At 67.0% G+C, this 23,478-nt stretch carries 21 protein-coding genes; 13 read left to right on the top strand and 8 right to left on the bottom strand.

Annotated features, from left to right (window positions below):
* The 5 genes from AC1DNE_RS15635 (at position 1) to AC1DNE_RS15655 (ending at position 4,489) form a co-directional block, all read left to right on the top strand.
* Complete coding sequence (locus tag AC1DNE_RS15635) at positions 1-957, top strand: ABC transporter permease (RefSeq protein WP_476766613.1); 957 nt, start codon at positions 1-3, stop codon at positions 955-957.
* Between the two features lie 32 nt (positions 958-989).
* On the top strand, positions 990-1,949 hold the full coding sequence (locus AC1DNE_RS15640; RefSeq protein WP_441469428.1) for a sugar ABC transporter substrate-binding protein: 960 nt from the start codon (positions 990-992) through the stop codon (positions 1,947-1,949).
* Positions 1,950-2,100: 151 nt separating this feature from the next.
* Positions 2,101-2,871: an ATP-binding cassette domain-containing protein gene (locus AC1DNE_RS15645; protein ID WP_441469429.1), complete on the top strand. Its 771-nt coding sequence runs from the start codon at positions 2,101-2,103 to the stop codon at positions 2,869-2,871.
* 155 nt (positions 2,872-3,026) lie between these two features.
* Positions 3,027-3,956, top strand: coding sequence for a nucleoside hydrolase (locus tag AC1DNE_RS15650; protein ID WP_476766614.1), 930 nt, complete (start codon positions 3,027-3,029; stop codon positions 3,954-3,956).
* An 11-nt stretch (positions 3,957-3,967) separates the two neighbouring features.
* On the top strand, positions 3,968-4,489 hold the full coding sequence (locus AC1DNE_RS15655; RefSeq protein ID WP_476766615.1) for a hypothetical protein: 522 nt from the start codon (positions 3,968-3,970) through the stop codon (positions 4,487-4,489).
* A gap of 183 nt (positions 4,490-4,672) precedes the next feature.
* Here the strand turns inward: AC1DNE_RS15655 and AC1DNE_RS15660 are convergent, their stop codons facing one another.
* Entirely contained in the window at positions 4,673-6,493 is a 1,821-nt protein-coding gene (locus tag AC1DNE_RS15660) for an ABC transporter ATP-binding protein (protein ID WP_441469432.1), read from the bottom strand.
* A 120-nt stretch (positions 6,494-6,613) separates the two neighbouring features.
* Here AC1DNE_RS15660 and AC1DNE_RS15665 point away from each other — a divergent pair, with 120 nt between their 5' ends.
* Together AC1DNE_RS15665 and AC1DNE_RS15670 are read left to right on the top strand one after the other, a co-directional pair.
* Positions 6,614-7,750, top strand: a complete 1,137-nt coding sequence (locus tag AC1DNE_RS15665; protein ID WP_441469433.1) for a DSD1 family PLP-dependent enzyme — start codon at positions 6,614-6,616, stop codon at positions 7,748-7,750.
* A 61-nt stretch (positions 7,751-7,811) separates the two neighbouring features.
* Positions 7,812-8,588 carry a hypothetical protein gene (locus AC1DNE_RS15670; RefSeq protein WP_441469434.1) on the top strand — a complete coding sequence of 259 codons (777 nt, stop codon included), beginning with the start codon at positions 7,812-7,814 and terminating at the stop codon, positions 8,586-8,588.
* A gap of 167 nt (positions 8,589-8,755) precedes the next feature.
* Here AC1DNE_RS15670 and obgE read toward each other — a convergent pair whose 3' ends face one another.
* Together obgE and AC1DNE_RS15680 are read right to left on the bottom strand one after the other, a co-directional pair.
* Positions 8,756-9,799: a GTPase ObgE gene (gene obgE / locus AC1DNE_RS15675; protein WP_441469435.1), complete on the bottom strand. Its 1,044-nt coding sequence runs from the start codon at positions 9,797-9,799 to the stop codon at positions 8,756-8,758.
* Positions 9,800-9,999: 200 nt separating this feature from the next.
* Positions 10,000-10,866 (bottom strand): LysR family transcriptional regulator, encoded by an 867-nt coding sequence (locus AC1DNE_RS15680; protein ID WP_441469436.1) that lies wholly within the window; start codon positions 10,864-10,866, stop codon positions 10,000-10,002.
* Positions 10,867-11,032: 166 nt separating this feature from the next.
* Between AC1DNE_RS15680 and AC1DNE_RS15685 the strand changes: the two genes are divergently transcribed.
* Positions 11,033-11,935, top strand: a complete 903-nt coding sequence (locus AC1DNE_RS15685; RefSeq protein WP_441469437.1) for a DMT family transporter — start codon at positions 11,033-11,035, stop codon at positions 11,933-11,935.
* A 9-nt stretch (positions 11,936-11,944) separates the two neighbouring features.
* Here AC1DNE_RS15685 and AC1DNE_RS15690 read toward each other — a convergent pair whose 3' ends face one another.
* The gene (locus AC1DNE_RS15690) at positions 11,945-12,517 is read right to left on the bottom strand and encodes a dihydrofolate reductase family protein (protein ID WP_441469438.1); all 573 of its coding nucleotides are present in this window, start codon (positions 12,515-12,517) and stop codon (positions 11,945-11,947) included.
* 100 nt (positions 12,518-12,617) lie between these two features.
* On the opposite strand from AC1DNE_RS15690, the gene AC1DNE_RS15695 reads away from it, so the two are divergent.
* The 3 genes from AC1DNE_RS15695 to AC1DNE_RS15705 all read left to right on the top strand — a co-directional run bounded on the left by AC1DNE_RS15695 (position 12,618) and on the right by AC1DNE_RS15705 (position 14,997).
* Positions 12,618-13,121 carry a winged helix-turn-helix transcriptional regulator gene (locus AC1DNE_RS15695; RefSeq protein WP_441469439.1) on the top strand — a complete coding sequence of 168 codons (504 nt, stop codon included), beginning with the start codon at positions 12,618-12,620 and terminating at the stop codon, positions 13,119-13,121.
* Between the two features lie 74 nt (positions 13,122-13,195).
* A complete protein-coding gene (locus AC1DNE_RS15700) occupies positions 13,196-14,332 on the top strand; it encodes a hypothetical protein (RefSeq protein ID WP_441469440.1) in 1,137 nt (378 codons plus the stop codon).
* Positions 14,329-14,997: a hypothetical protein gene (locus tag AC1DNE_RS15705; protein ID WP_441469441.1), complete on the top strand. Its 669-nt coding sequence runs from the start codon at positions 14,329-14,331 to the stop codon at positions 14,995-14,997. The genes AC1DNE_RS15700 and AC1DNE_RS15705 overlap by 4 nt, the downstream gene beginning before the upstream one ends.
* A gap of 10 nt (positions 14,998-15,007) precedes the next feature.
* Here the strand turns inward: AC1DNE_RS15705 and AC1DNE_RS15710 are convergent, their stop codons facing one another.
* From AC1DNE_RS15710 to AC1DNE_RS15720, 3 genes are all read right to left on the bottom strand, one after another.
* On the bottom strand, positions 15,008-18,229 hold the full coding sequence (locus AC1DNE_RS15710; protein WP_476766616.1) for an efflux RND transporter permease subunit: 3,222 nt from the start codon (positions 18,227-18,229) through the stop codon (positions 15,008-15,010).
* Between the two features lie 11 nt (positions 18,230-18,240).
* On the bottom strand, positions 18,241-19,428 hold the full coding sequence (locus AC1DNE_RS15715) for an efflux RND transporter periplasmic adaptor subunit (protein WP_441469443.1): 1,188 nt from the start codon (positions 19,426-19,428) through the stop codon (positions 18,241-18,243).
* A gap of 65 nt (positions 19,429-19,493) precedes the next feature.
* Entirely contained in the window at positions 19,494-20,132 is a 639-nt protein-coding gene (locus AC1DNE_RS15720) for a TetR/AcrR family transcriptional regulator (RefSeq protein ID WP_441469444.1), read from the bottom strand.
* A 247-nt stretch (positions 20,133-20,379) separates the two neighbouring features.
* Between AC1DNE_RS15720 and AC1DNE_RS15725 the strand changes: the two genes are divergently transcribed.
* Both AC1DNE_RS15725 and AC1DNE_RS15730 read left to right on the top strand, forming a co-directional pair.
* Complete coding sequence (locus tag AC1DNE_RS15725) at positions 20,380-21,183, top strand: glutamine amidotransferase (RefSeq protein WP_441469445.1); 804 nt, start codon at positions 20,380-20,382, stop codon at positions 21,181-21,183.
* Positions 21,180-22,421 carry an NAD(P)/FAD-dependent oxidoreductase gene (locus AC1DNE_RS15730; protein WP_441469446.1) on the top strand — a complete coding sequence of 414 codons (1,242 nt, stop codon included), beginning with the start codon at positions 21,180-21,182 and terminating at the stop codon, positions 22,419-22,421. The genes AC1DNE_RS15725 and AC1DNE_RS15730 overlap by 4 nt, the downstream gene beginning before the upstream one ends.
* A 253-nt stretch (positions 22,422-22,674) precedes the next feature.
* Here the strand turns inward: AC1DNE_RS15730 and AC1DNE_RS15735 are convergent, their stop codons facing one another.
* Positions 22,675-23,472 (bottom strand): succinate dehydrogenase iron-sulfur subunit, encoded by a 798-nt coding sequence (locus AC1DNE_RS15735; RefSeq protein ID WP_441469447.1) that lies wholly within the window; start codon positions 23,470-23,472, stop codon positions 22,675-22,677.
* Positions 23,473-23,478: the final 6 nt, after the last annotated feature.

Below are 23,478 nucleotides of genomic sequence, written 5' to 3' on the forward strand. Positions count from 1 at the left end.
TTGGGCCGCATCGACCTGCGCGAATTGATCGGGCACTACGGCACGGCGATCGCCGGCCTCGCGCTGATCCTGTTCTTCCTGATCTTCGCGCCGAACTTCGCCAGCGCCACCAACATCGTCAACGTGCTGAAGGATACGAGCTTCCTCGCGATTCTGGCGCTCGGCTTCGCCCTCGCCTTCACCGTGGCGGAACTCGACCTCTCCGTCGCCGAGATGGCGAGCTTGGCCGCCGTCGTCTGCGGCTGGTTGGTGCAGCTCCAGTATCCGCCCGCTGTCGCAGTGGCGGCAGCGCTCGGCGTCGGCGTCGTGCTCGGCTCGCTCAACGGCTACGGCGTCACGGTATTACGCATCCCCTCGCTGATCATGACGCTCGGCACCGCCGCCATCGCCAAGGGCCTCGCCTTCATGATCACCCAGGGCGTCGCTTTCGTCGGCCGCTGGCCGGTCGGCTTCACCGGGCTTGCTCGCGGCTACACCTTCGGCATCCCCAATCTCGTGCTCTGGATGGCCGGCGCCACGCTCTTCGCCTGGGGCCTGGTCAAATGGACACGGACCGGCGCCCATATGGTCGCGACCGGAGAGGCGGACGAGGCGGCCCGGCTCGCCGGCATCGCCACGGCGCGGATGAAGCGCATCGGCCTGCTGCTGGCCGGGGTCTTCGCCAGCATCATGGCCGTGCTGCTGGCCGCCAACCTGTCCTCGGCCGCGCCGAACATGGCGGGCGATTATCTGCTCTATGCCATCGCCGCCGTGCTGCTCGGCATGACCATGTTCGATCCCGGCAAACCCAATGTGCCCGGCACGGTCTTTGCGGCGCTGGTGCTCAAGGTGCTCGGCAACGGCTTGGTGCTGCTCGGCGCGCCCTACTACATTCAGGACATCGTGCTCGGCGCGATCATCATCGGCTCGGTCGCCTTCTCGGCGAGCGCGATGAAGAAGGCGGCGTTCAAGGTCTAGGCGACACAGAACAACAACAGGGGAGAGTCCACATGTTCGGCAAGAATGGGTTCGGCTTGAGGAAGATGCTGGTGGCCGCCGCCGCGCTCGTCGCGCTCGGCCAGTCGGCTGATGCCTTCGAGGTCGGCATCATCGGCTTCCAGTTCTCGTCGGAGACGCATGCGCGGGTCGCCAATGCCGCCGCCGCCGCCGCCAAGGCCAAGGGCTGGAACGTCACGCTGCTGAACTCCGAAGGCGCGCTGCCGAAGCATGCCGAGCAGTTCGACGCGCTGATCGCCAAGAAGGTCGACGCGATCATCATCGCCATGGGCAAGCCGGTCGAGGCCGACGCCCAGTTCAAGGCGGCCAAGGACGCCAAGATCCCGGTGATCACCGTGCAGTCCGGTGCGAGCCCGCATGCGCTCTTCGACATTCAGACCAACGAGTACAAGGTCGGCGCCGACGCCGCGCTCTACCTGCTCGGTCAGCTCGGCTACCAGGGCAACATCGTCTCGGCCCGGTTCGATCTCAACGTCGCCTCGCGCATCCGCGGCCGGCTGCTCGATGCCGTGCTCGCCGAGAACCAGGCGGTGAAGGAACTCGGCAAGTTCTCGATGGCCCGCACCCAGAGCTGGCGCGACGACGTCCGCGCCGGCATGCAGGCGCTGATGCTGCAGAACCAGGGCAAGATCAACGGCATCTGGGCCTCGTTCGACGGCCAGGCCTACATCATCGACGACCTGCTGCAGGCCCAGGGCGTGAAGAAGGGCCAGATCCCGCTGATCTCGGTCGATGGCGGCAAGGAGAGCTACGAGCGCATCGCCGATCCGGCCTCGACGTTCGTCGCCACCGTCGCGATCCCCTTCGAGGAGATGGGCAAGCAGGCGGTCGATGCGATCCAGGCGATCGTCGTCGACAAGAAGCCGAAGGAGAGCATCACCTCCGGCCCATATCTCTTCACCGAGGCCGTGCTGGTCGACAAGAACAACGTCCAGCAGTTCCTGAAGAAGTGAGGGCGCGCGCCCTTTCCGCGTCATGGTCGGGTTTGTCCCGACCGTCCACGTCTTCTTCGGCTCATTAGGATGTTCAAGACGTGGATGCTCGCCACAAGGGCGAGCATGACGCCGGCGCCAGCCATTCGGACTCGTGACAAGCGTTGAAGCCATGACCGGGACGACCAATACCCCCCTCCTCTCGCTGCGCGGCATCGGCAAGGCCTATGGTCCGGTCGTCGCCGTGCGCGATGTCGACCTCGACATCTTCCCGGGCGAGGTCGTGGCCCTCTGCGGCGACAACGGCGCCGGCAAGTCGAGCCTGATCAAGGTGATCTCGGGCGCCGAGGAGGCGACGAGCGGAACCATCAGCCTGCGCGGCAAGCCGGTCACGTTCGCTTCGCCGCATGACGCGCTGGAGAACGGCGTCGCGACGATCTATCAGGACCTCGCGCTCGCCCCGCGCCTCTCCATCGCCCAGAATGTCTTCATGGGTTCGGAGCTGACCAAGCCGGTGCTGCTGCCCTTCCTGCGCATCCTCGACAAGAAGCGGATGATCGCGGAATCGCAGCGCTATCTCTCGCAGCTCTCCGCCGCCGTCACCGACATGACGCGCCCGGTCGAGCGGCTCTCCGGCGGCCAGCGCCAGGCGGTCGCGATCTCCCGCGCCCTGCGCTGGAATGCCGAGATCATCATCATGGACGAGCCGACAGCCGCACTCGGCGTCAAGGAGAGCGCGCTCGTCCTCGACCTCATCCGCAAGCTCAAGGCCGATAGGCGCACCGTCATCCTGATCAGCCACAACATGCGCGACGTGGTGGCCTTGGCCGACCGTATCGTCATCATGGGCGCCGGCCGCAAATACGTCGACCGCCCCCTCGGCGACCTCAGCGCCGACGACATCGCCCATCTGATCATGGCCGGCAATGCCAAGGCCGCCTGAGATGGCCCTCCTCCTGCCCGCAGCCCTCATCCTGAGGAGCGGGCGCAGCCCGCGTCTCGAAGGATGCTTCAGGAGGTACGGGAAACATCTGGAACATCCTTCGAGACGCCGCCTCGCGGCTCCTCAGGATGAGGGTTGAATTGGCGGAGACGGAAATGCGCGAGCCGATCATCATCGACACCGATCCCGGCCAGGACGACGCCGTAGCCCTTCTGCTCGCCTTCGCCGGCGCCGACCGCCTCGACCTCAAGGCGATCACCGCGGTCGCGGGCAATGTCCCGGTCGCGCAAACCACGGCAAATGCGCTGCGCATCCGCGATCTCGCCCGCCGCAGCGACATTCCCGTCCATCGCGGTGCCGAAGGCCCGCTTGTCATCCCGCTCGAAACCGCCGAATTCGTCTGCGGCCCTGACGGGCTGGCAGGCGCGGGCCTTCCCGCCGCTGCGAGCGAAGCTGCGCCCGGTCACGCGGTCCAGGCGATCATCGATATCTGCCGGGCTGCGCCAGAGGCTGGCATCACGCTCTGTCCGCTGGGACCGCTGACCAATCTCGCACTCACCTTCCGGCTCGCACCCGACATCCTGCCGAAGATCAGGCGCATCGTGCTGATGGGCGGCGCCATCGGCCTCGGCAACATCACCCCGGCCGCCGAATTCAATGCCTATGTCGATCCGCACGCCGCGGCGGTGGTCTTCGGCTGCGGCCGGCCGATCGTGATGTTCGGTCTCGGTGTCACGCTGCAGGCCATCGCCAGCCACGCGCAGATCGCCCGCATCGGCACGCTCGGCAACGCAGCCGGCAACGCCGTCCATGGCATGCTGACCCGCCCGCGCCCCGGCGGGCTCGGCAGCGACGGGCACCCGATGCACGACCCCTGCGTGGTCGCCTATCTGCTCTGGCCCGAGCTCTTTGAAGGCCGCGACTGCTTCGTCACGGTCGAGACCGGTGACGGCCCCTTGCGCGGGCGTACCACCATCGACTGGAACGGCCGCCTGAAGCGCGAGCCCAATGCTCACGTCGTCTCGGCCGTGAACGCCCATGAGCTGTTCGAACGGATGATCGAGCGGCTCGCCACCCTGCCCTGAAGGATCGCCCCATGCCGCATTTCGTCCAAGCGCTGCAGCAGGAGGCGACTGACGCCATCGCGCGGATGCAGGAGGCGGCGCTGCGCGCCCGCCACGCCCATGCCCGCGCCGAACTGATGCGCCACATGCTGACCACCGCCCGCAAGGTGAAGGACAGGCCGAAGGCCGAGGCCGTCGAAACCGTCGTGCGCGAATGGATGGATGCCTGGAACCTCGGGCGCTCCGACTGGCCCCATATCGCCCGCGAGATGGAGGCCTTCACCGAGGCCTTCCACGACTATGCCAATGCACCGAGCGATACACATGACGCACGACTGCGCGAGGCCTGCGCGGCGCTCGACGCGGTCCTTGAGAAGGAAGGCACCTCGATCTCCGATCAGATGGCCTTCCGCTCGCAATGCGCGCATCGCTGGTGGGAGCTGGTGAGCCCGATCCCCGACGACCTGCCTGGCCGCAAGCCGCGGCCATCGATCCCGCCGCTTGAATCCGGCAAACCATTCTGGGAAGCCGGCTGCGCGGCATTCTGCCGCTAGAGTGTGCCGATCCCGCGCGGAACCGGGGGTGATCCCCGCCGGAGCGAAGCGGAGAGCCGGGATCGAGGCTGCACGCGACCGGAAATGCTGCCGCATGGATCCCGGGTCAGGCCCGGGATGACGCCGTGTTTCCGTATAAGCCCGGCACGCTCCAGGGAGAGGATAACTGGTTCGAGAAAGCGGTCAGCTTTCGAGGAACTGCATCCGGTACAGCCGCGCATAAGCGCCCTCGCGCGCCAGCAGCTCGTCATGGCTGCCGGTTTCGACGATTTTACCTTCGTCCATCACGACGATCAGGTCGGCCTCGCGGATCGTCGAGAGCCGGTGCGCGATGACGAGGGTGGTGCGACCCTTCGTCAGCTTCGCCAGCGCCTGCTGCACGAGGCGCTCGGACTCCGTGTCGAGTGCGCTGGTGGCCTCATCGAGCAGCAGGATCGGCGCGTCCTTCAACATGGCGCGGGCGATGGCAATGCGCTGGCGCTCGCCCCCCGAGAGCTTGTGGCCGCGCTCGCCCACCGGGGCATCGTAGCCGCCCGGCATCGCCATGATGAAGTCGTGCGCCGCCGCGGCCTTGGCGGCCGCGATGATCTCGTCCTGCGTTGCCCGGGGGCGGCCGAACGCAATGTTGGCACGCACCGTATCGTCGAACAAAACCACGTCCTGGCTGACGACGCCGATCTGATGGCGCAGGCTTTCGAGCGTCACGCCGCGCAGATCCTGCCCGTCGATCTCGATCCGCCCCCCGACCGGGTCGTAGAGGCGCGGTACCAGCGCGAGCAGGGTCGACTTGCCCGAACCGGAACGGCCGACCAGCGCAGTGGTGGTTCCGCCGCGCGCGACGAGATCGATGCCCTCCAGCGCCCGCTGGTCCTCACGATAGCGGAAGCGCAGATGGCGGAAGGCGACTTCGCCCGTCGTGATCGCCAACGGCCTGGCATCCGGCCGGTCGAGGATCATCGGCTTCTCGTCCATCAGCGCGTAATAGCGCTTCAGCGAAGCGCCGGCCTCCTGGACAATGGCATTGAGATTGCCGAGCGAGCGCATCGGCTGGGCAGCCAGCAGCAGCGCGGAGACATAGCCGGTGAAATCGCCCACGGTGGAGGCGCCCGAGGTGATGCGCACGCCGATGGCAGCCAGCACGCCGGCAACCGCGATGCCGCCGCCGACCTCGAGCAGCGGGTCGAGCCGGCCGCGGGCGTTGGCCGCCTTGACCTTCAGCGTCCGGATCGTCTCGAAGGCGCTGGTCGCGCGCTGCTTCAGGTAGGGCTCGAGGGAATCCGTCTTGGCGACGCGGGCGCCCTGCAGGCTTTCGGTGACCAGGCTCGCCATGATGCCCGTCTGCTCCTGCTGCGAACTCGCCATGCGCCGGAGCTTCTTGCCGATCCGGCCGATCGGATGGGCGATGACCGGCGCGATCAGCACCACCACCAGCGTCATCTGCCAGTCGATCCAGAACAGCGCGCCAACGAGCGCGATCGCCGTCACCACGTCGCGGATCGCGATGTTGACGATGCGCGTCAGCGCCTCCTTCACGAAGGTGAAGTCGGTGGTGAAGCGCTGGGTGAGCGAAGCGGGGTTTTCCTTCTGGAGCTGTGCCAGATCGGCATCGATCAGGTGCCCGTAGAGCGCCGACTGCATCTCCGCCTCGATCCGGCTGACGACCTTGTTGGTCATCACGGTCTGGGCGAGCAGCGAGAAACCCTTGATCGCGGTGACGATGACCACGACCGTCGCGACCGCGTTGACGACCCCGATCTCATAGCCGATCGACTTCGAGACCAGCCGCTCCATGCGGCGCACGAAGCCGGTCGATTCGGCCGTCAGCGGATCGGCGAAGGCATCGAAGGCCGCCTTGATCAGCAGCGGATAGAAGCTCGTCGTCGCGGCGATGACCACGACGAGACCGAGAATCATCAGCATCTGCGGCAGGTAGGATTTGATTTGCTCACGCCAGACGCGGGCGAAGAGCGCGAGGGTATCGTCGGTGACGCGGCCGATCTTCATGGGCCGCGCCTATCACGGCAGGGCGGCAAGCGCCACTGGCGCATGGCCGCATCCAGAAGGCAGGCCTTGCTCAGGACACGAAGCTGTCCTCCCATAGCCATAACCGACTCAGGAGACTCCATGTCGCAATCGCCGCCGGCGCAGCCCGGTCAAAGCCTCGCCGAGATCGAGACTCCTGCTCTGTTGCTCGATCTCGACGCCTTCGAACGCAACCTCGTCGCCATGGCGGCCTTTACCCAGGCCCACGGCGTCAGGCTGCGGCCCCATGCCAAGACCCACAAGAGTCCGGAGATCGCCCTGCGCCAGATCGCCAACGGGGCCGTGGGCCAGTGCTGCCAGAAGGTCGCGGAGGCTGAAATCCTGGTCGCGGGCGGTGTCGGCGACGTATTGGTGACCAACGAGATCGCCAGCCCCGCCAAGCTCGACCGGCTGGCGCGGCTCGCCCGCAGTGCCCGCATCGGCCTCTGCGTCGACCATCCCGACGGCGTGCGCGACGCTGCCGAGGCTGCCGCGCGCAACGATGTCGTCCTCGACGTCCTCGTCGAGATCGATGTCGGCGGGCGGCGCTGCGGCGTGGCGCCCGGAGAGGGCGCGGTCAGGCTGGCGGAAGCCATCGCCCGCTCCAACACGCTGCGCTTTGCCGGCCTGCAGGCCTATCACGGCTCTGCCCAGCACATGCGATCGATCGACGAGCGGCGCGAGGCGATCGAACGCGCAGGCCTCGCAGCGCGCAACACCGCGGAGCGCCTCGCCCATGCCGGGCTGACTTGCGAGATCATCAGCGGTGCCGGCACCGGCACCTACGAACTTGAGACGCAATCCGGCATCTGGAACGAAATCCAGGCCGGCTCCTACATCTTCATGGACGCCGATTACGCCCGCAACCGCCAGGCCGACGGCACACCGTTCCGCAGCTTCGAGCATGCGCTCTTCGTCCTCGCCGGGGTGATGAGCAAGCCGGTTCCGGATCGCGCCATCGTCGATGCCGGCCACAAGGCGGTCGCCATCGATTCCGGCATGCCGGTTCCGTTCCGACGCGATGGGGCGATCTATACCAAGCCCTCGGACGAGCACGGCATCCTGACGGGAGAGCCGATCGCGCTGCCGCATCGCGGCGACCGCCTGCTGCTGGTGCCCGGCCATTGCGACCCGACGGTCAATCTGCACGACTGGTATGTCTGCGTGCGCGGTCTGCACGGGCCAGACGCGCATGTGGAAGCCGTCTGGCCAGTCGCGGCGCGCGGCGCACTGACCTGACGGCCCGAAAGGAGGAAACCGGCTTTCGGAAGCAGTCGATGCCAAGCGGCAGCGCATAGCCATGCTGGCGGAACTGGCCCTGCGGTTGGCGACCCCGGCCTCGCGCATGACCCGCCGGCTCGGCCTTGTCGACGAAAGCGTCGCGCTCTGGTCGCGCGGCCTGCGCCAGCGCCGGGCCTGGGCCGCGCATCACGCCCGCTGCCGGGACATCGTCGCGCAGGCCGTCACCGAGCTGCCGGAGCGACGGACTGCCGTCATTCTGGGCTCAGGGCTGCTGCGCGACGTCCCGCTCGGCCTGCTCGCCGCCAATTTCGAGCGCGTGCTGCTGGTCGATGCCGTACACCTCCCGCAGGTCCGGCTCCGCATGCGCCTGCGCCGCAACGTCGCATTGCTCACCCGCGACCTCACGGGAGTCATGGGTTGGCTCGCCGGCGAGAGCGGCGGCCGGAGCGATCCGCTCGCCGACTTCATCGCCGATCCGGCGGTCGATCTGGTCGTATCCGCCAACCTGCTCTCGCAGCTCGCCTGGCCGATCGAGGACTGGCTCGCGGACAATCCGGCTGAAGCTGCGAAGCTGCCGACTGATCTCGCGGCACGCTGCGTCGCCTGGCATCTCGACGATCTCCGCCGTTTCCACGGTCGCGTGATCCTGCTCAGCGATGTCGGGATGATCGAGCGCGACCGCGGAGGCACGATCAGCGACCGGCTCGACCTGATGCGCGGCGTCGAGTTGCCCCCGCCGGACGAGGGCTGGGACTGGCCGGTCGCGCCCTTCGGCGAAGCGGCACGCAACCGCGAGAGCATTCACCGCGTCGGCGCTTGGCGCGACTTCCGCTAGCGCAGCGCCGTCATTAGGCGTTCCGAGGACGGACTCATGAATACGTGGTCATCCGAGGCTTGCCCCGCGATCCTTCCGCGAGCGCCGGAGCCTTGTGATGGATCCGGATCGACGCCGCTGACGCGGTTTGTCCGGGAGGGCGCGGCGGCTCCGTGAGAATTCCGGCCTCAGGGGCGCCAGCCGGTCTCCGTCGCCGGAGCGTTCTCGCGCTCCTCTTCACGCCGGGCTTCCTCGACCACGGCGAAGAGCGCTCTGAGCGCCGCATCGACGCCCTCGCCCGAGGCGGAGGAGAGGATGATCGGCATGCGCTTCGCCGCCCGCTTCAGCCGCGCCACCTGTTCCTTCAGGACTTCCGGCGTCAGCGCATCGACCTTGGAGAGCGCGACGATCTCCGGCTTGTCGGCCAGCCCCTCGCCATAGGCCTCCAGCTCCTCCCGCACCGTCTTGTAGGCCTTGCCGGCATGCTCGCTGGTGCCCTCGACCAGATGCAGCAACACGCGGCAGCGCTCGATATGGCCGAGGAAGCGGTCGCCGAGGCCGTGGCCTTCATGCGCGCCCTCGATCAGCCCGGGAATATCGGCCAGCACCATCTCGCGCCCGTCGACGCGCACGACGCCGAGGCCGGGATGCAACGTGGTGAAGGGATAATCCGCGATCTTGGGCTTCGCCGCCGTGACGGTGGCGAGGAAGGTCGACTTGCCGGCATTGGGCAGGCCGACGAGCCCGGCATCGGCGATCAGCTTCAGCCGGAGCCAGACCCAACGCTCCTCGCCCGGCAGGCCGGGGTTGGCATGGCGTGGCGCCTGGTTGGTCGCGGTCTTGAAGTAGGCGTTGCCGAAGCCGCCATTGCCGCCCTTGCACAGCACGAAGCGCTGACCGGGCTCGGTCAGGTCGGCGACCTTGGTCTCGCCGTCCTCGTCGAGGATCTCCGTGCCCGGCGGCACCTTCAGCACGATCGCCGGCGAATTGGCGCCGTGGCGATCCTTGCCCATGCCATGCTCGCCGGTGCGGGCCTTGAAGTGCTGCTGGAAGCGGAAATCGATCAGCGTGTTCAGCCCCTGCACGCATTCGACGACGATGTCGCCGCCGCGCCCGCCGTCGCCGCCGTTAGGCCCGCCGAACTCGATGAACTTTTCGCGGCGGAAGGAGACGCAGCCCGCGCCGCCGTCACCCGCCTTCACATAGATCTTGGCCTGGTCGAGGAATTTCATGGGACTCGGGATCTTGTCAGAACAAATACGGGCGTCATCCCGGACAAGCGGCGAAGCCGCGCCGATCCGGGATCCATCATCGAACGAAACGCTCTGGCATGGATACCGGGTCTCCGCATCGCTGCGCCCGGGATGACGCCTGAGGGAAATTGGTTGCCTTGGCTTTAGGCCGATGTGCTGCGATGGGCAATGGCACCTTCCTAAGCCGCGTGCCTCAAAAGGCTCATTTCCTCGCGAAGGGCGTCGGCGAAGCGCCGCGCGGCGAGATCGGGACGTGGCGCCATGATCAGCCCGACGGTGAGCTCGAAAAGCGGCGGCAGGCCTTCTGCCGGGCCGATCCGGCGCAGTGAAGGCGGCACCGCGCTCTCGGTGATCGCCGCCACGCAGAAGCCTGCCTCCACCGCCGACAGCACGCCGGAGGTGTGCGAGCAGGAGAAGACCAGTCGATGCGCCTTGCCGGCCGTGTTGAGCGCAGCGAGGATGCGCGGCCGCGCCCGGCAGCCTTCCGCGAAGAGCGCGAGCGGCAGCATCTCCTGCAGCTCCGGCCGATGCCCGCGCGCCGCCACCCAGACCAGCGGTTCACGGCGCAGCACCTCGCCCATCGGCTTGTTGGGATCCTGCGTGACCACGGCCAGGTCGAACTCGCCGGCCAGCAGCGCCGGCTCGATGCGCTTCGACAGGTCGCAGCGCACTTCGAGCTCCACCTTCGGATGTTCGGCGGCGAAGCGCGCGATCAGCGGCCGCAGATAAGCGTCCATGTAGTCATCGGGAATGCCGATGCGCAGCCGGCCGGATGGCGTGTCGCCGGCCAGATCGGCGAGCGCCTCACGCTCGACCGCGAGCAGGCGCCGCGCATGGGCGATCAGCCGCTCGCCGGCATCGGTCGGCGTGACGCCGCGGCGCGAGCGCTCGAGCAGCTTGTGGCCGAGCTGGCTCTCCAGATCCTGGATGCGGACCGAAATCGCCGATTGCGTCCGGCCGAGCCGCGCGCTCGCAGCAGTGAAGCCCCCGGTCTCCGCCACCGCCACCAGCATGCCGAGCGCGGCAAGGTCGAAATGAACGGTCATGACGTGCCTCCTTGGAACGCGCAGCATCGATCGATTTTAAGAATGGTTAAATCAGAATAATCCGTTTTTCCGATGCAAGGAAGCGTCCTATATCGGCGCCTGAACGAGGCTGAGCCCGCCGTGCCATCGCGACCGGAGCTGGCCTCACCATCCGTCAGAAAACACCATGTCCGCTCCTGCGATTCCCGTCCGGCCCGCATCGCCCGCCCTCGCGATGTTCATTGCGCTGCTCGCCGGCGCGACCTTCATCGGCTTCTCCGGCATCTTCGTGCGCCTCGCCGATGTCGGCCCCGCCGCCGCCGGCTTCTGGCGCATGCTCTTCGCTTTGCCCGTCCTCGCCGCCTGGACGGCGCTGGAGCAGCGCAAGCCGGCAGGTGGCAAGGTTCGCAGCGGCGCCTTCGGTGCGGTCGCGCTGGCCGGGCTGACCTTCGGCATCGACGTCACGCTCTATAATGCCGCGCTCGGCCACACCACGATCGCCAACGCCTCGCTGCTCGGCAATCTCGCGCCGGTCGGCGTCGTGCTCGGCGGCTGGCTGCTGCTCGGCGACCGCCCCTCGCGGCGCATTCTCGGCGCGCTGATGCTGGCGATCGCCGGCGCGCTCCTGCTCGTCCTGCCGAAATTCACCGGCGGGGCGCAGGTCTCGGGCAATCTGCTCGGAGACAGCCTCGCGGTCGGGGCCGCGATGTCCTATGCCGCCTATATCCTGGCAGTGCGCCGCGCCCGTGACCGGGCCGATGCCGGCTATGTCAGCCTCATCTCCAGCATGGTCTGCGCCGTGTTCTGCCTCGTAGCCGCGCTGGCATTCGGCGAGCAGATCATCCCGGGGAGCCTGCAGGGCTGGCTCGCCGTCGCCGCGCTCGGCCTCGTCTCCCACGCGCTCGGCCAGGGGCTGATCACGCTCTCGCTCGGCAGCTACGGCGCCAGCGCCGCTTCGCTCGTCATGGTCTGGCCGGCGCTGGTCAGCGTCCTCGCCGCCTGGGCGCTCTTCGGCGAGCAGCCGACCCCGGTGCAGGCCTTCGGCGGCGTCGCGATTCTCGCCGCCGTGCTGATGGTCCGGCGTGGCTGAACCACAGGGCTACACCCCAGCCGGCCCGGCCTTCACAGCGTAATGCAGGATCACGGTCCCGTTCTCCAGCGGGCGGGCCGCGAGCAGAGCGAATCTACGCTTCTCCGTGCCCGTCTTGAACAAGGGCGTGCCCTGCCCGATCGTGACCGGCGCGACTGCCAGCATGATCTCGTCGACCAGCCCCGCCGCCAGCAGGGCCTCGGTCAGCTCCGCGCTGCCGAAGACATAGATGTCCTTCTCCGACGCGGCCTTGCGGCTGATGATCTCGCCGGCGATGTCCGCCGTGACGGTGGTGTTGTTCCAGTCCGAGCCAGTGAGACTGCGCGAGGCGACGAGTTTCGGCAGGGCGTTCATGAAGGCCTTGGTCTCGCCCTCCTCCTCCTGGGTYGTCGTCCAATAGGCCTTCATCCCCTCATAGGTGACGCGGCCGAAGACGAGCAGGCCGGCCTTGCGTCCGAACTCGCTGCTGAGCGCGCTCAGCTCATCGCCCCAGGCGTCGTTGTGAAAGCTGAGGTCCCACTTCTCCTTGCCTTCGAAGAATCCGTCCAGCGTCATCAGATTCCAGACGATCACCTTGGCCATCTCACTCTCCTGCCATGTACGCGCCAAACCAGTTCTGAATTGCAATCGGTTGATGGTTAGCCAAACCGATTTTATATCGCAAGCAGTCTTGGAGGCGAGCATGCGCGAGACCGGCCGTTCGGGCTGTCCGATCAATCTGACGCTGGAAATCCTGGGCGATCGCTGGAGCCTGATCGTCCTGCGCGACGTGATGTTCGGCAATCGCCGGCATTTCCGCGAGCTCATGGCGAAATCCGACGAGGGCATCGCCTCCAACATCCTCGCCGACAGGCTGAAGCGCCTGGTCCAGAACGGATTGCTGTCCCGACGCGATGACGCCAGCCACAAGCAGAAGGCGATCTACAGCCTGACAGAGATGGGCATCGCCCTCGTCCCCGTCTTCGCCGCGATGGGCGACTGGGGCCGCCGTTTCCTGCCGGTCACGGAAGAACTCTCGATCCGCGCCGAGATCCTGGCCGACGGAGGGGCACTGCTCTGGGAGCGCTTCATGGAAGAGCTCCGCTTCCTCCACCTCGGCGCCCCCCGGCCGGAGCAATCCGTGCTGGACGAGCTGACGCAGGCTTATCGGGACGCGCTGGCGCGGCGACAAGCCGTGCCGGGCTGAGACCGTCAAGCGACGGCAAACTTATCCCCGGCGGCCAAAGCTGCCGGACACTGGGGCTCCTCCAGGAGCCCGCCATGCCAATCCGACATCAGCCCTCTTATCCGAGCCGCGAGCTTCGCGCGCTCCGCCTGCGCCTGCTGTGCTTGCGCCATGAACTCGGCCTGATCCGCCACGAGCACCGGTACCGCAAGTACAATCCGAACCAGGCGCGCGTCCCTGCCGGCGGCCCCGGAGGCGGGCAATGGACCAGCGGTGGAGGGGGTGGCGGCGGCTCCGATGGCGGAAACCCGGATTCTCCCGAGGGCGCATCGCTCGGCGAAGACAGCGGCTGGTCCTCGCTCGGCGAGAGCTGGAATGAAGACGGCTCCGTCTTCGAGCAAACCGTCACGGACGGCGCGGGCACCACGATCCAGTCGGAATATGCTGCCTCGCGCACCGCCGGCTTCGACGAACGCCAGACCGTCACTTTGCCCGGCGGCGACAAGATCAGCTTCGAGACGACGGACCGCACACAGACGATCCGCGACGGCGGCCCCGATGGCGATCTCGTCGCCCGCACGGTCTGGACGCAGTCCGGACCCGAACCCGATGCGACGGTGCAGCCGGCCTATTCGAAGCGCGACGCCATCCAAACCATCATCAGCGGCGGCGCGGCCCTCTTCAACTGGCAGTCGCCGTACAACAGCGGCGACGGCCAACAGACTATCATGGGCTTCAACGCCCGCGACTATCGGCCGGGAGAAAGCACCAGCGGCAAAGTCGAGCTCAGCTATTGTGGCCGCGTCAGCAATGAACAGGCCGAACTAGCTTGCCGGCGTTTGCCGGATGTCCAGGAAATGGCTGACCGAGCGGCGAATGCCGCCGGCTCTCCCGAGCTATACCCCTCGCGCGCAATTTATGGCAGTGTAGTCCATGGCCATTTTAGCAGATATATGAAAGATCGCTACGATCCTTACTTTAAGGCAGAGCAGTCATTTATCAAAGAGAACGAAGAAGGGGCAGTGGAAAGCGCAGTTCGTTACGGTTATCCGGGCTCGATCCGCGTGGATGCTTATGAGTATCGCCAAGACGGCACCCTCTGTGTCTATGATCTGAAAACTGGCAACGCCGGATTGTCTGACCGGCGGGCCGAAATTCTTGCCAACGCAGCCAAGATGGGTTTCGGCCCCGTTAGACGCATTCTCGTCATAGAGGTGAGGCCCAGCGGATGACGACGAAGAAGCAGATCAGGAAGCTTCTGGATACGGTGGCAGCGCGCCATGACGATCTCATCGTCAGAGGCCCCTTCCTGGTCTTGGCACCTCTGAGACATGTCCTTCGCTCAATCTCTATCGACCGAAGCTCGGATGCCAATCACCCGAGCTTCTATTGGCACATCGGCCACGCCTTCAATCCTTTCGGATCGCTCCAAGGGCTGTGCTGCGACATTTTCTGGCTACCCAAGGGTGGCCCACGCTTCTGGTCCGACGCCGGCTTCACCGAGGCTTTCGTCGAGACCGTCGAGCAGCGCATCCTGCCGATGCTGCGCCGCGTGCAGACGATCGATGACATGTTCCATGTCGAAGGCGAACCGCGCTCCTATCAATACGACAACTGGCTGAATAACTACGAACCTTACCAGCTCCACATGCATGCTGCGTTTGGACGTCTCGATCAGGCCGCCACCGTCGCTGAGAAGATCAAGAATTGGCATCTTGCGAAGAATTGGCGGCAGCCGGAATTCATATATGCAAATCAGCTCGGCGCTCTTGTTGCGGCTGGAGATCGCAAGGCGGTCATAGCGTTGCTGCATGAGTGGGAGGAAGACTTCGTGCGAAGGAAGGACCTCCTCTCCATCTACGAACGCACGCCCTTCCCGCTCGAACTCCAGCCGTAATCCTGACGCCTCACTCCGCCGCCAGCCGCGGCGCGGACGGCTTCGACATCGCTTCCGCGGTCGCGATCGCAGGCGCGGCATGTTCCTCGATCGGCTCCCACTGGCTTTCGTCCTCGGCCTTGCCGAAGAAGCGGCCGAAGAGCCAGCCCGTCGCCCGCGAGAGATCGTCCATCACCATGTAGAAGGACGGCACGAAGATGAGCGACAGTACCGTCGACACGATCAGCCCGCCGATCACCGCGATCGCCATCGGGGCGCGGAACTCGCCGCCATCGCCGACGCCATAGGCCGAGGGCAGCATGCCCGCCGCCATGGCGATGGTCGTCATCAGGATCGGCCGCGCCCGCTTGCGCCCGGCCTCGATCACCGCCGTCATCCGGTCCTTGCCGCGCCCGACCTCCTCGACCGCGAAATCGACCAGCATGATCGCGTTCTTGGTGACGATGCCCATCAGCATCAGCAGGCCGATATAGACCGGCATCGAGACGGCGTTGTTCGTGGCGAGCAGCGCGATCACCACGCCGCCGAAGGAGAGCGGCAGCGAGAGCAGGATCGTGATCGGCTGGAAGACCGAACCGAACAGCAGGATCAGCACCGCCAGGACCAGCATCAGGCCCGTCGTCATCGCGGTCACGAAGCCCTGGACGACCTCGCCCTGGATCTCGGCGTCGCCGGTTGCCGCGACCCAGACTCCATCAGGCAGGCCGACTTCCTCGACGATGTCGTGGAATTTGTCCTGCGCCGTGCCGAGCTCGAAGCCGCGCTTGAGATCGGCGCCGATCTGGGCCCGGCGGACGCGGTCGTAGCGGTCGATCGAACTCGGCCCCTCGCCGAAGCCGATATCGGCCACGGCCGTGAGCGGGATCGAGACGCCGCTCGTATTGGTCACGCGCAGCGCCGCGATGTTGCGCATATCGGTGCGCGCGGCTTCGTCGAGCTGGACGCGGATCGGCACCAGCCGGTCGCCGGCATTGAACTTGGCAAGGTTGGCGCCGACATCGCCGATGGTGGCGACACGCACGGCCTCCGAGATCGCTTCGGGCGTGACCCCGAGATTGGCGGCCTCCTCCAGCTTCGGCGTGACGCGCAGCTCGGGGCGGCTGAGCGAACCTGCCGTCGCGACGTTGAGATAGCCGTCGACCTGGCGCATCCGCGCCTCGATCTTCGCAACGGCGGCATCGAGCGCCTCACCGTTCTTCGACAGGATCGAGAAGGCCATCTCGCGCTCGCCGCGCTCGTTGACATACCAGGCGCGAACATCCGGCACACTGGCGAGCTTCTCGGCGATGGTGACCTTGAGCTCCTTCTGCTTGATGTCGCGCTCGGCCTTCGGCTTGAGCAGGATGAAGACCGCGGCGCGGCGCACCTCGCGCTGGCCGGTCGGCGACGCCCCGCCCAGCACGAAGACGTCGCGCACCTCGGGAATCGTCTTCAGCGCGTCGACGAGCTTGTCGGTGGTGACCCGCGTGTCGTCCAGCGTCGACCCCGGCGGCAGCTCGACCGAGGCGACGACACGGGAGGTGTCCTCGTCCGGAATGAAGCCCGTCGGCAGCATCTGCGTCGCCTGGATCGAGCCGACCAGGAACATGAAGCCGACCAGCAGCGTCGCATAGGCCGTGTTGAACGGCATGGTCCGCCAGCGCCCGGTGCCGTCGAAGCGCGGGAAGAACGGGATGCGCCGCTTCTTCAGCGTGCCCTTCAGCAGGCCGACATAGGCGCCCATGATCCGCCCGTCCTTCGGATCGGCATGATCGACCGGCTTCATCAGATAGGCCGCCATCATCGGCGTGATCAGCCGCGCGACGAGCAGCGAGAACAGCACGGCGACCGCGACCGTCAGCCCGAACTGGCGGAAATACTGGCCGGCGACGCCACCCATGAAAGAGACCGGTGCGAAGATCGCGACGATGGTCAGCGTGATCGCGATGACCGCGAGGCCGATCTCGTCGGCAGCTTCCATCGCGGCGCGATAGGGCGATTTGCCCATCTTCATGTGCCGGACGATGTTCTCGATCTCGACGATGGCGTCGTCGACCAGGATGCCGGTCACCAGCGTGATGCCCAGCAGGCTGACGAGATTGAGCGAGAAGCCCATCAGCTCCATCGCCCAGAAAGTGGGTATGGCAGAGAGCGGCAATGCAACCGCCGTGATCAGCGTCGCGCGCCAGTTACGCAGGAACAGGAAGACGACGATGACGGCGAGCGCAGCGCCCTCCAGCAGCGTTTCCATCGCCGCCTTGTAGTTGCCGTAGGTATAGGCGACGGCGTCGTCGATCGGCGTGATCTTGATGTCGGGGAAGCGCTTGTTCAGCTCGGCGACGCGCTGCGCCACGACATCCTTGACCGAGAGCTCGCTCGACCCCTTGGAACGAAACACGGCGAAGGTCACGACCGGGCTCTTGTTCAGCCTGCCAAAGGCGCGCGGCTCGGAATTGGAATCCTCGACGCGGCCGAGCTCCTTCAGGCGCACCTCGCGCCCGCCGGTCAGCATGATCTTGGTCTCGGCCAGATCGGCGACGCTGCGGGCGCTCGCCAGCGTGCGGATCGCCTGCTCCTGCCCGCCGACCTCGCCGCGACCACCAGCCAGATCGACATTGGTGGCACGGATCTGGCGGTTGACCTCGCCGGCAGTGATGCCGAGCGCCAGCAGCCGGTCAGGGTCGAGCGAAATGCGGATCTCGCGATCGACGCCGCCATAGCGCTCGACGCGGCCGACGCCCTTCAGCCCCTGCAACTCGCGCGCGACGATATCGTCGACATGCCAGGAGAGCTGCTCCAGCGTCATGCCGGCCGAGGCCGCGCCATAGGTCAGGATCGACTGCCCCTCGACATCGATGCGCTGGATGATCGGCTCGTCGATCGTCCGCGGCAGGTCGGCCCTGATCTTGGCAATGGCGTCCTTGACGTCGTTGACGGCGCGGTCGGTGTTGGTTTCGAGCCGGAACTCGATGATGGTCGAGGACTGCCCGTCGGTCAGCGTCGACATGACATGCTTCACGCCGGTGATGTTGGCGACGGAATCCTCGACACGCTTGCTGACCTGGCTCTCGAGCTCGGCCGGCGCCGCTCCGGACTGGGTCACGGTGACGGAGACGAGCGGTACGTCGATGTTCGGAAAGCGCGTGACCGGCAGCTTCGAGAAGGCGAGCAGCCCGAGCACGCAGAGCACGACGAAGAGCAGGATCGCCGGAACCGGCTGTCGGATCGACCAGGCGGAGAAATTCACGTTCATGGCCGCATCCGTCAGTTGGTCGCGACGGGCGTCACGAGGTCGCCGTCGCGCACGAAGGTGCCTGCGCGCGCCACCGCGGTCTCGCCTTCCGAAAGGCCGGTGGCGATCTCGGCGCGACCGCCGCCGGCGAGGCCGAGCGTGACCGGCTTGGTCGTGACCCGGCCATCCCTGACGGTCTGCACCGTCGCGCCCGAGCGGCTATAGGTGATAGCCGAAAGGGGCAGGGTCACGGCGCGCTTGCGGCCGGTCTCGATGGTGCCGCGCGCAAAGGCGCCGATCGCGACCGCCGGATTACCGTCGAGCGCGACGCGGACACGGCCCAGGCGCGAGGCCTTGTCCACCTCCGGCGAGATCAGCCGAATCGTGCCGGCGAGCGCGTTCTTGGCTCCGGCGGGCAGGACCGAAACCGACTGCCCGACCTTAAGGCCCGGCAGCTCGACCTCGGCGACCTGCGCTTCCAGTTCGATCGCGCCGTCGGCGATGATGCGGAACAGCGGCTCGGTGGTCGGCAGCATGCTCGCCGTCGCGCCGAGCTTGGCGTTCCGGCGGCTGACGATGCCGGCAGCCGGCGCCTTGATCTCGGTGCGGGCGAGCTTGACATCGATATCCTTGCCCTGCGCCTGGGCGAGCGCGAGGTCGGCCGTCGCGATCGCCAGCAGCTGCCGGGCCGCATTGGCGCGCGCCTGGCCGGAGCGCGCGGCGGCGGCACGCTGGTCGAACGTCTCCATGCTGGCATTGCCGCTCTCGCGCAGCGCCTTGGTGCGGTCGAAGGCGTTGTTGGCCTGGACCAGATTGGCGTCGGTCTCCGCGATCTGAGCATTGGCTTGCGCGACAGCAGCCTCGGCACGGGCGATCTGCGCGTCGTTCTGGACCTTCTGCACCTCGAGCGTCGTCCGGCTCAGCCGCGCGAGCACCTGGCCTCGCGCGACCCTGTCGCCTTCCTCCGCCAGAAGCTGGACGATCGACAGCCCGTCGACCTCGGGGGCGACCAGAACCTCGTCGCGTGCGACCATCGAACCGGAAACGACGACGCTCTGGACGATCTCGGTCAGCTCGGCCTTGGTCACGGTGACCGACGGCCCGGCGGCCGGCGCCGTGTGCGCCGGAGTCTGCGCGACGACCGGCAGCGGCGCCACCAGCAGTGCCGCGGCAAGCGCCAGAGGGGCTGCCACGCGCGGGACGGGCATGCGAACGGTCATCGGAAGCGATCCTGTTGCGGCCTTGAGGCCGGAGAAAAAGTGAGAGGGCCCGGCAGAAGCAGATGTCATGGCTGCGTCCCCGTTTCAGGCAGGAGCATGGTCCGCGCGAGCTGGCGCATGCTCGCGAAGAGCGTGTCCGCGGCGGCGGCATCGTCGAAATTCGGGTCCATCGCCCGCCGACAGAAATAGCCGTCGGCCATCATCGAGATCGCCAGAAGGAAGCGGTGCTCGTCCAGCTGAGGCGGCAATTCGCCATTGCGCTTGGCCTCGCCGATCGCAGCCGCCAGCCCCTCGATCACGGTGCCATCGATATCGGCGCACATGCGCGCCATCTCGGGATTGCGCGCGGCCTCGGCCCAGATCTGCACGGCGATCACGGCTTTCTCCCGCGGCTGGCGGACCAGATGCTTGCGGCCGAGCTCTTCGAGCTGGTCGAGCAGCGAGCCGTTATCGGGACAAAGGCTGCCGAAATCCTCCGCGATCAGGCTGCGGTCCCGCTCGGACATGCCGGCGATGATCGCGTCCTTGGAGCTGAAGTAGCGGTAGAGATTGCCTGGGCTCATGGCCGCCTCGGCCGCGACATCCTGCATCGTCGCCGCATGGAAGCCGGCGCGCGCGAAGACGCGCTCGGCCGCATCGAGGATGCGGATATGGCGCTCCGACAGGGCGGAAGCGGACTGCGACGCGGAAACCAGCGGTGGCATCAGAACTCGATACAATGAGAATGAACGTTCATTCTCATCCCAGATCAGCAGGCCGACGTCAAGCGGGACACCTCCGTCGCCTGCCTGATCCGGCATGATCGAAGAAGCTTGCCGGATCATTGCAGCGCTTCCGGCTCACAAATTGCTTGCTTCGTCCCGACTGGAACCTCATGCTGAAGGGCGATCTGTCATGGCTTTGCGCGCCTTCCCCTCGCCTTCCGGTGCGCGAGCGATTTTGAAGCCCGTGATGAACGACCACGCCTTCGCCCTCCGCGCCGCCCGCAGAACGCGCTCCCCCCTCGCCACCCGGCCGAGCCGCCCCGCACCCAAGCCGGTGCTCGTCGTGCTGCATCAGGAGCATTCGACCTCCGGCCGCGTCGGCCGGCTGCTGCAGGCACGCGGGCACGCGCTCGACATCCGCAAGCCGCGCTTCGGCGACCCGCTGCCGCAGACCATGCGTGGCCATGCGGGCGCCGTGATCTTCGGCGGCCCGATGGGCGCCAACGATCCCGAAGACTTCATCAAGGCCGAGATCGACTGGATCGGCACCTGCCTGAACGAGAATGCCCCCTTCCTCGGCATCTGCCTCGGCGCGCAAATGCTGGCGAAGCAGATGGGCGCGCGCGTCTATACTCATGGGCAGGGGCGGGCCGAGGTCGGCTATTATCCGCTTGCCGTGACCGAGGCCGGCGCCGCACATGCCGACGCCGCGCAATTCGTCTGGCCGGGCACGGTCTATCAATGGCACCGCGACGGCTTCGATTGCCCGACCGGTGCCGAATGTCTCGCCACGGGCGGGGATTTCCCCGTGCAGGCCATTCGCGCGGGTTCGAAGGCCTATGGCATCCAGTTCCATCCCGAGGTGACGCCGGCGATGATGTATCGCTGGTCGGTGCGCGGCCATGAGCGCACGCTGATGCCCGGAGCCCAGCTCGGCCATACGCACCTGCCGGGCTGGTTTCAGCATGACCCGGCGGTCAGGCTCTGGCTCGACGCATTTCTCGATCACTGGCTGGAGGAGCCGGCCGCAGCCGGCCTGCAACGCACTTGACCCGCACAGCTCTTGTTCTCGGCGCCGGCATGGTCGGCGTCTCCTGCGCGCTTGCCCTGCAGAAGCGCGGCATCGCCGTTACGCTCATCGACCGTAAGGAGCCGGGGCGCGAGACCTCCTATGGCAATGCTGGGGTGCTCGCGAGTTCCTCGATCCTGCCGCTCAACAACCCCTCGCTCTATGCGAAGATCACGGATTATCTCGGCAATCGCCACCCCGCGCTCAATCTGAGCTGGCGCCGCGCCCTCGCCCGGCCAGGCTGGCTGCTGCGCTTCCTCTGGGAGGCCCGCCCCTCCCAGGCAGCCGCCCGCATCGCCGCGCTCGCATCGCTCACGGCCAGCACGGTCGAGCGTCATCGTGCCCTGATGACTGAGGCCGGCGTCGCCCATCGCCTGCGCGAGACCGGTACGCTCAAGCTCTGGCGCACCGACGCTGGCCACGCAGCGGCCCAGGCCGAGCATGATTTCCTGAAGCGCCACGGCATCAAGTCGCAGATCCTCGACCGGCAGGGCCTCTCCGCCGTCGAGCCGAGCCTGAACCCGATCTTCCCGGTCGCTCTGCTGATCCCCTGCGTCGGCTCGGTCGATTCCCCCGGCGCCGTCACCGCGGCCTACGCCTCCCTCTTCGCCGGCCGTGGCGGGCGCATCGTGCAGGCCGCGGTCACCGGTCTCGCCCGCCAAGGCGCCGGCTGGCGCGCGAACACGGCGCAGGGCAGCTTCGATGCCGACATCGCGGTGGTCGCGCTCGGCCCCTGGAGCGGCGATCTGCTGAAGCCGCTGGGACTCGACCCCTGGCTCGATGTCGAGCGCGGCTATCACCGCCATCTCAAGCCGGGTGCCGGCACCCGGCTGTCGCGGCCGGTCTACGATGTCGACGGCGCCTACTACCTGGCGCCGATGGAGCAGGGCTTTCGCGTCACCAGCGGCGTCGATCTCTCGTTCCGCGATGCCCCGGACGACCACCGTCAGATCGACAGCGCGACAGTCGCGGCGCGCGAGGCCTTTCCGCTCGGCGAGATCGTCGGCGAGACCTGGCGCGGGGCGCGGCCGACCTTGCCGGATTCCTTACCGATGATCGGCCCCGCGCCGCGCAGTCCCGGTCTCTGGCTCGCCTTCGGCAACCAGCATATCGGCTTCTCGACCGGCCCGATCACCGGCGAGATCATCGCCGCCATGGTCTGCGGCGAGCCGCCCCCGGCCGATCCGAAGCCGTTCAGGCCAGAGCGCTATGTTCGCTGATCGTCATTGCGAGCGCAGCGAAGCAATCCAGAAAGGCTCACTCGACGGCTGCTGGATTGCTTCGCTGCGCTCGCAATGACGGGAATGTCGGTTCCAACATCACAATGACGCCGTGGCGAGCCGAGCGCGAATGCGCGGGCGTGAGTCGGCTGGCGTGACGGCCAAGAACCGGAGCGGAGCGGACTTCTGTCCGTGAGCACCGGAAACGCAGGCCGTCGCATCAGACGGCCGCGCCAGTAGTATTCGCGCCGGATCAGACCTGGCGCGCGACCATCATCTTCTTCACTTCCGCGATCGCCTTGGCGGGGTTGAGCCCCTTCGGGCAGGCATTCGCGCAGTTCATGATGGTGTGGCAGCGATAAAGCCGGAAGGGGTCTTCCAGATTGTCGAGCCGCTCGCCGGTCGCCTCGTCGCGCGAGTCGATCAGCCAGCGATAGGCCTGCAGCAGCGCGGCCGGGCCGAGATAGCGGTCGCCGTTCCACCAATAGCTCGGGCAGGAGGTCGAGCAGCAGGCGCAGAGGATGCACTCGTAGAGACCGTCGAGCTTCTCGCGGTCGTCCTTGGCCTGGCGCCACTCCTTCTCGGGGGCCGGCGTCGTCGTCTTCAGCCAGGGTTCGATCGAGGCATGCTGGGCATAGAAGCGGGTGAGGTCCGGGACGAGGTCCTTGACCACCGGCATATGCGGCAGCGGATAGATCGCGACCTTGCCCACGTTCTTGCCGGTGCCGCCGCACTCGTCGATGCCGGTGGTGCAGGCCAGCCCGTTCTTGCCGTCCATGTTCATGGCGCAGGAGCCGCAGATGCCCTCGCGGCAGGAGCGCCGGAAGGTCAGCGTCGGATCGACCTTGTTCTTGATCCAGATCAGCGCGTCCAGGACCATCGGCCCGCAATCGTCGCGGTCGACATAATAGGTGTCGGTGCGCGGATTGGCGGTGTCGTCCGGGTTCCAGCGATAGATCTTGAACTCTGTGACGTTCTTGGCGCCGGCCGGCTTCGGCCAGGCCTTGCCCTCGGTCAGGCGGGAGTTCTTCGGGAGATTGAATTCGGCCATCGGATC

Source organism: Allobosea sp. 05L423, from assembly GCF_056397745.1.

Bases quoted from the DNA above. Each gene is read 5' to 3' on its own strand.
- AC1DNE_RS15695 (WP_441469439.1), top strand. From the start codon at position 12,618: ATGCGCGAGACCGGCCGTTCGGGCTGTCCGATCAATCTGACGCTGGAA.
- AC1DNE_RS15735 (WP_441469447.1), bottom strand. From the start codon at position 23,472: ATGGCCGAATTCAATCTCCCGAAGAACTCCCGCCTGACCGAGGGCAAG.
- AC1DNE_RS15725 (WP_441469445.1), top strand. From the start codon at position 20,380: ATGAACGACCACGCCTTCGCCCTCCGCGCCGCCCGCAGAACGCGCTCC.
- AC1DNE_RS15660 (WP_441469432.1), bottom strand. From the start codon at position 6,493: ATGAAGATCGGCCGCGTCACCGACGATACCCTCGCGCTCTTCGCCCGC.
- AC1DNE_RS15710 (WP_476766616.1), bottom strand. From the start codon at position 18,229: ATGAACGTGAATTTCTCCGCCTGGTCGATCCGACAGCCGGTTCCGGCG.
- AC1DNE_RS15705 (WP_441469441.1), top strand. From the start codon at position 14,329: ATGACGACGAAGAAGCAGATCAGGAAGCTTCTGGATACGGTGGCAGCG.
- AC1DNE_RS15670 (WP_441469434.1), top strand. From the start codon at position 7,812: ATGCTGGCGGAACTGGCCCTGCGGTTGGCGACCCCGGCCTCGCGCATG.
- AC1DNE_RS15640 (WP_441469428.1), top strand. From the start codon at position 990: ATGTTCGGCAAGAATGGGTTCGGCTTGAGGAAGATGCTGGTGGCCGCC.
- AC1DNE_RS15685 (WP_441469437.1), top strand. From the start codon at position 11,033: ATGTCCGCTCCTGCGATTCCCGTCCGGCCCGCATCGCCCGCCCTCGCG.
- AC1DNE_RS15650 (WP_476766614.1), top strand. From the start codon at position 3,027: ATGCGCGAGCCGATCATCATCGACACCGATCCCGGCCAGGACGACGCC.
- AC1DNE_RS15655 (WP_476766615.1), top strand. From the start codon at position 3,968: ATGCCGCATTTCGTCCAAGCGCTGCAGCAGGAGGCGACTGACGCCATC.
- AC1DNE_RS15715 (WP_441469443.1), bottom strand. From the start codon at position 19,428: ATGACCGTTCGCATGCCCGTCCCGCGCGTGGCAGCCCCTCTGGCGCTT.
- AC1DNE_RS15720 (WP_441469444.1), bottom strand. From the start codon at position 20,132: ATGCCACCGCTGGTTTCCGCGTCGCAGTCCGCTTCCGCCCTGTCGGAG.
- AC1DNE_RS15700 (WP_441469440.1), top strand. From the start codon at position 13,196: ATGCCAATCCGACATCAGCCCTCTTATCCGAGCCGCGAGCTTCGCGCG.
- AC1DNE_RS15665 (WP_441469433.1), top strand. From the start codon at position 6,614: ATGTCGCAATCGCCGCCGGCGCAGCCCGGTCAAAGCCTCGCCGAGATC.
- AC1DNE_RS15645 (WP_441469429.1), top strand. From the start codon at position 2,101: ATGACCGGGACGACCAATACCCCCCTCCTCTCGCTGCGCGGCATCGGC.
- obgE (WP_441469435.1), bottom strand. From the start codon at position 9,799: ATGAAATTCCTCGACCAGGCCAAGATCTATGTGAAGGCGGGTGACGGC.
- AC1DNE_RS15680 (WP_441469436.1), bottom strand. From the start codon at position 10,866: ATGACCGTTCATTTCGACCTTGCCGCGCTCGGCATGCTGGTGGCGGTG.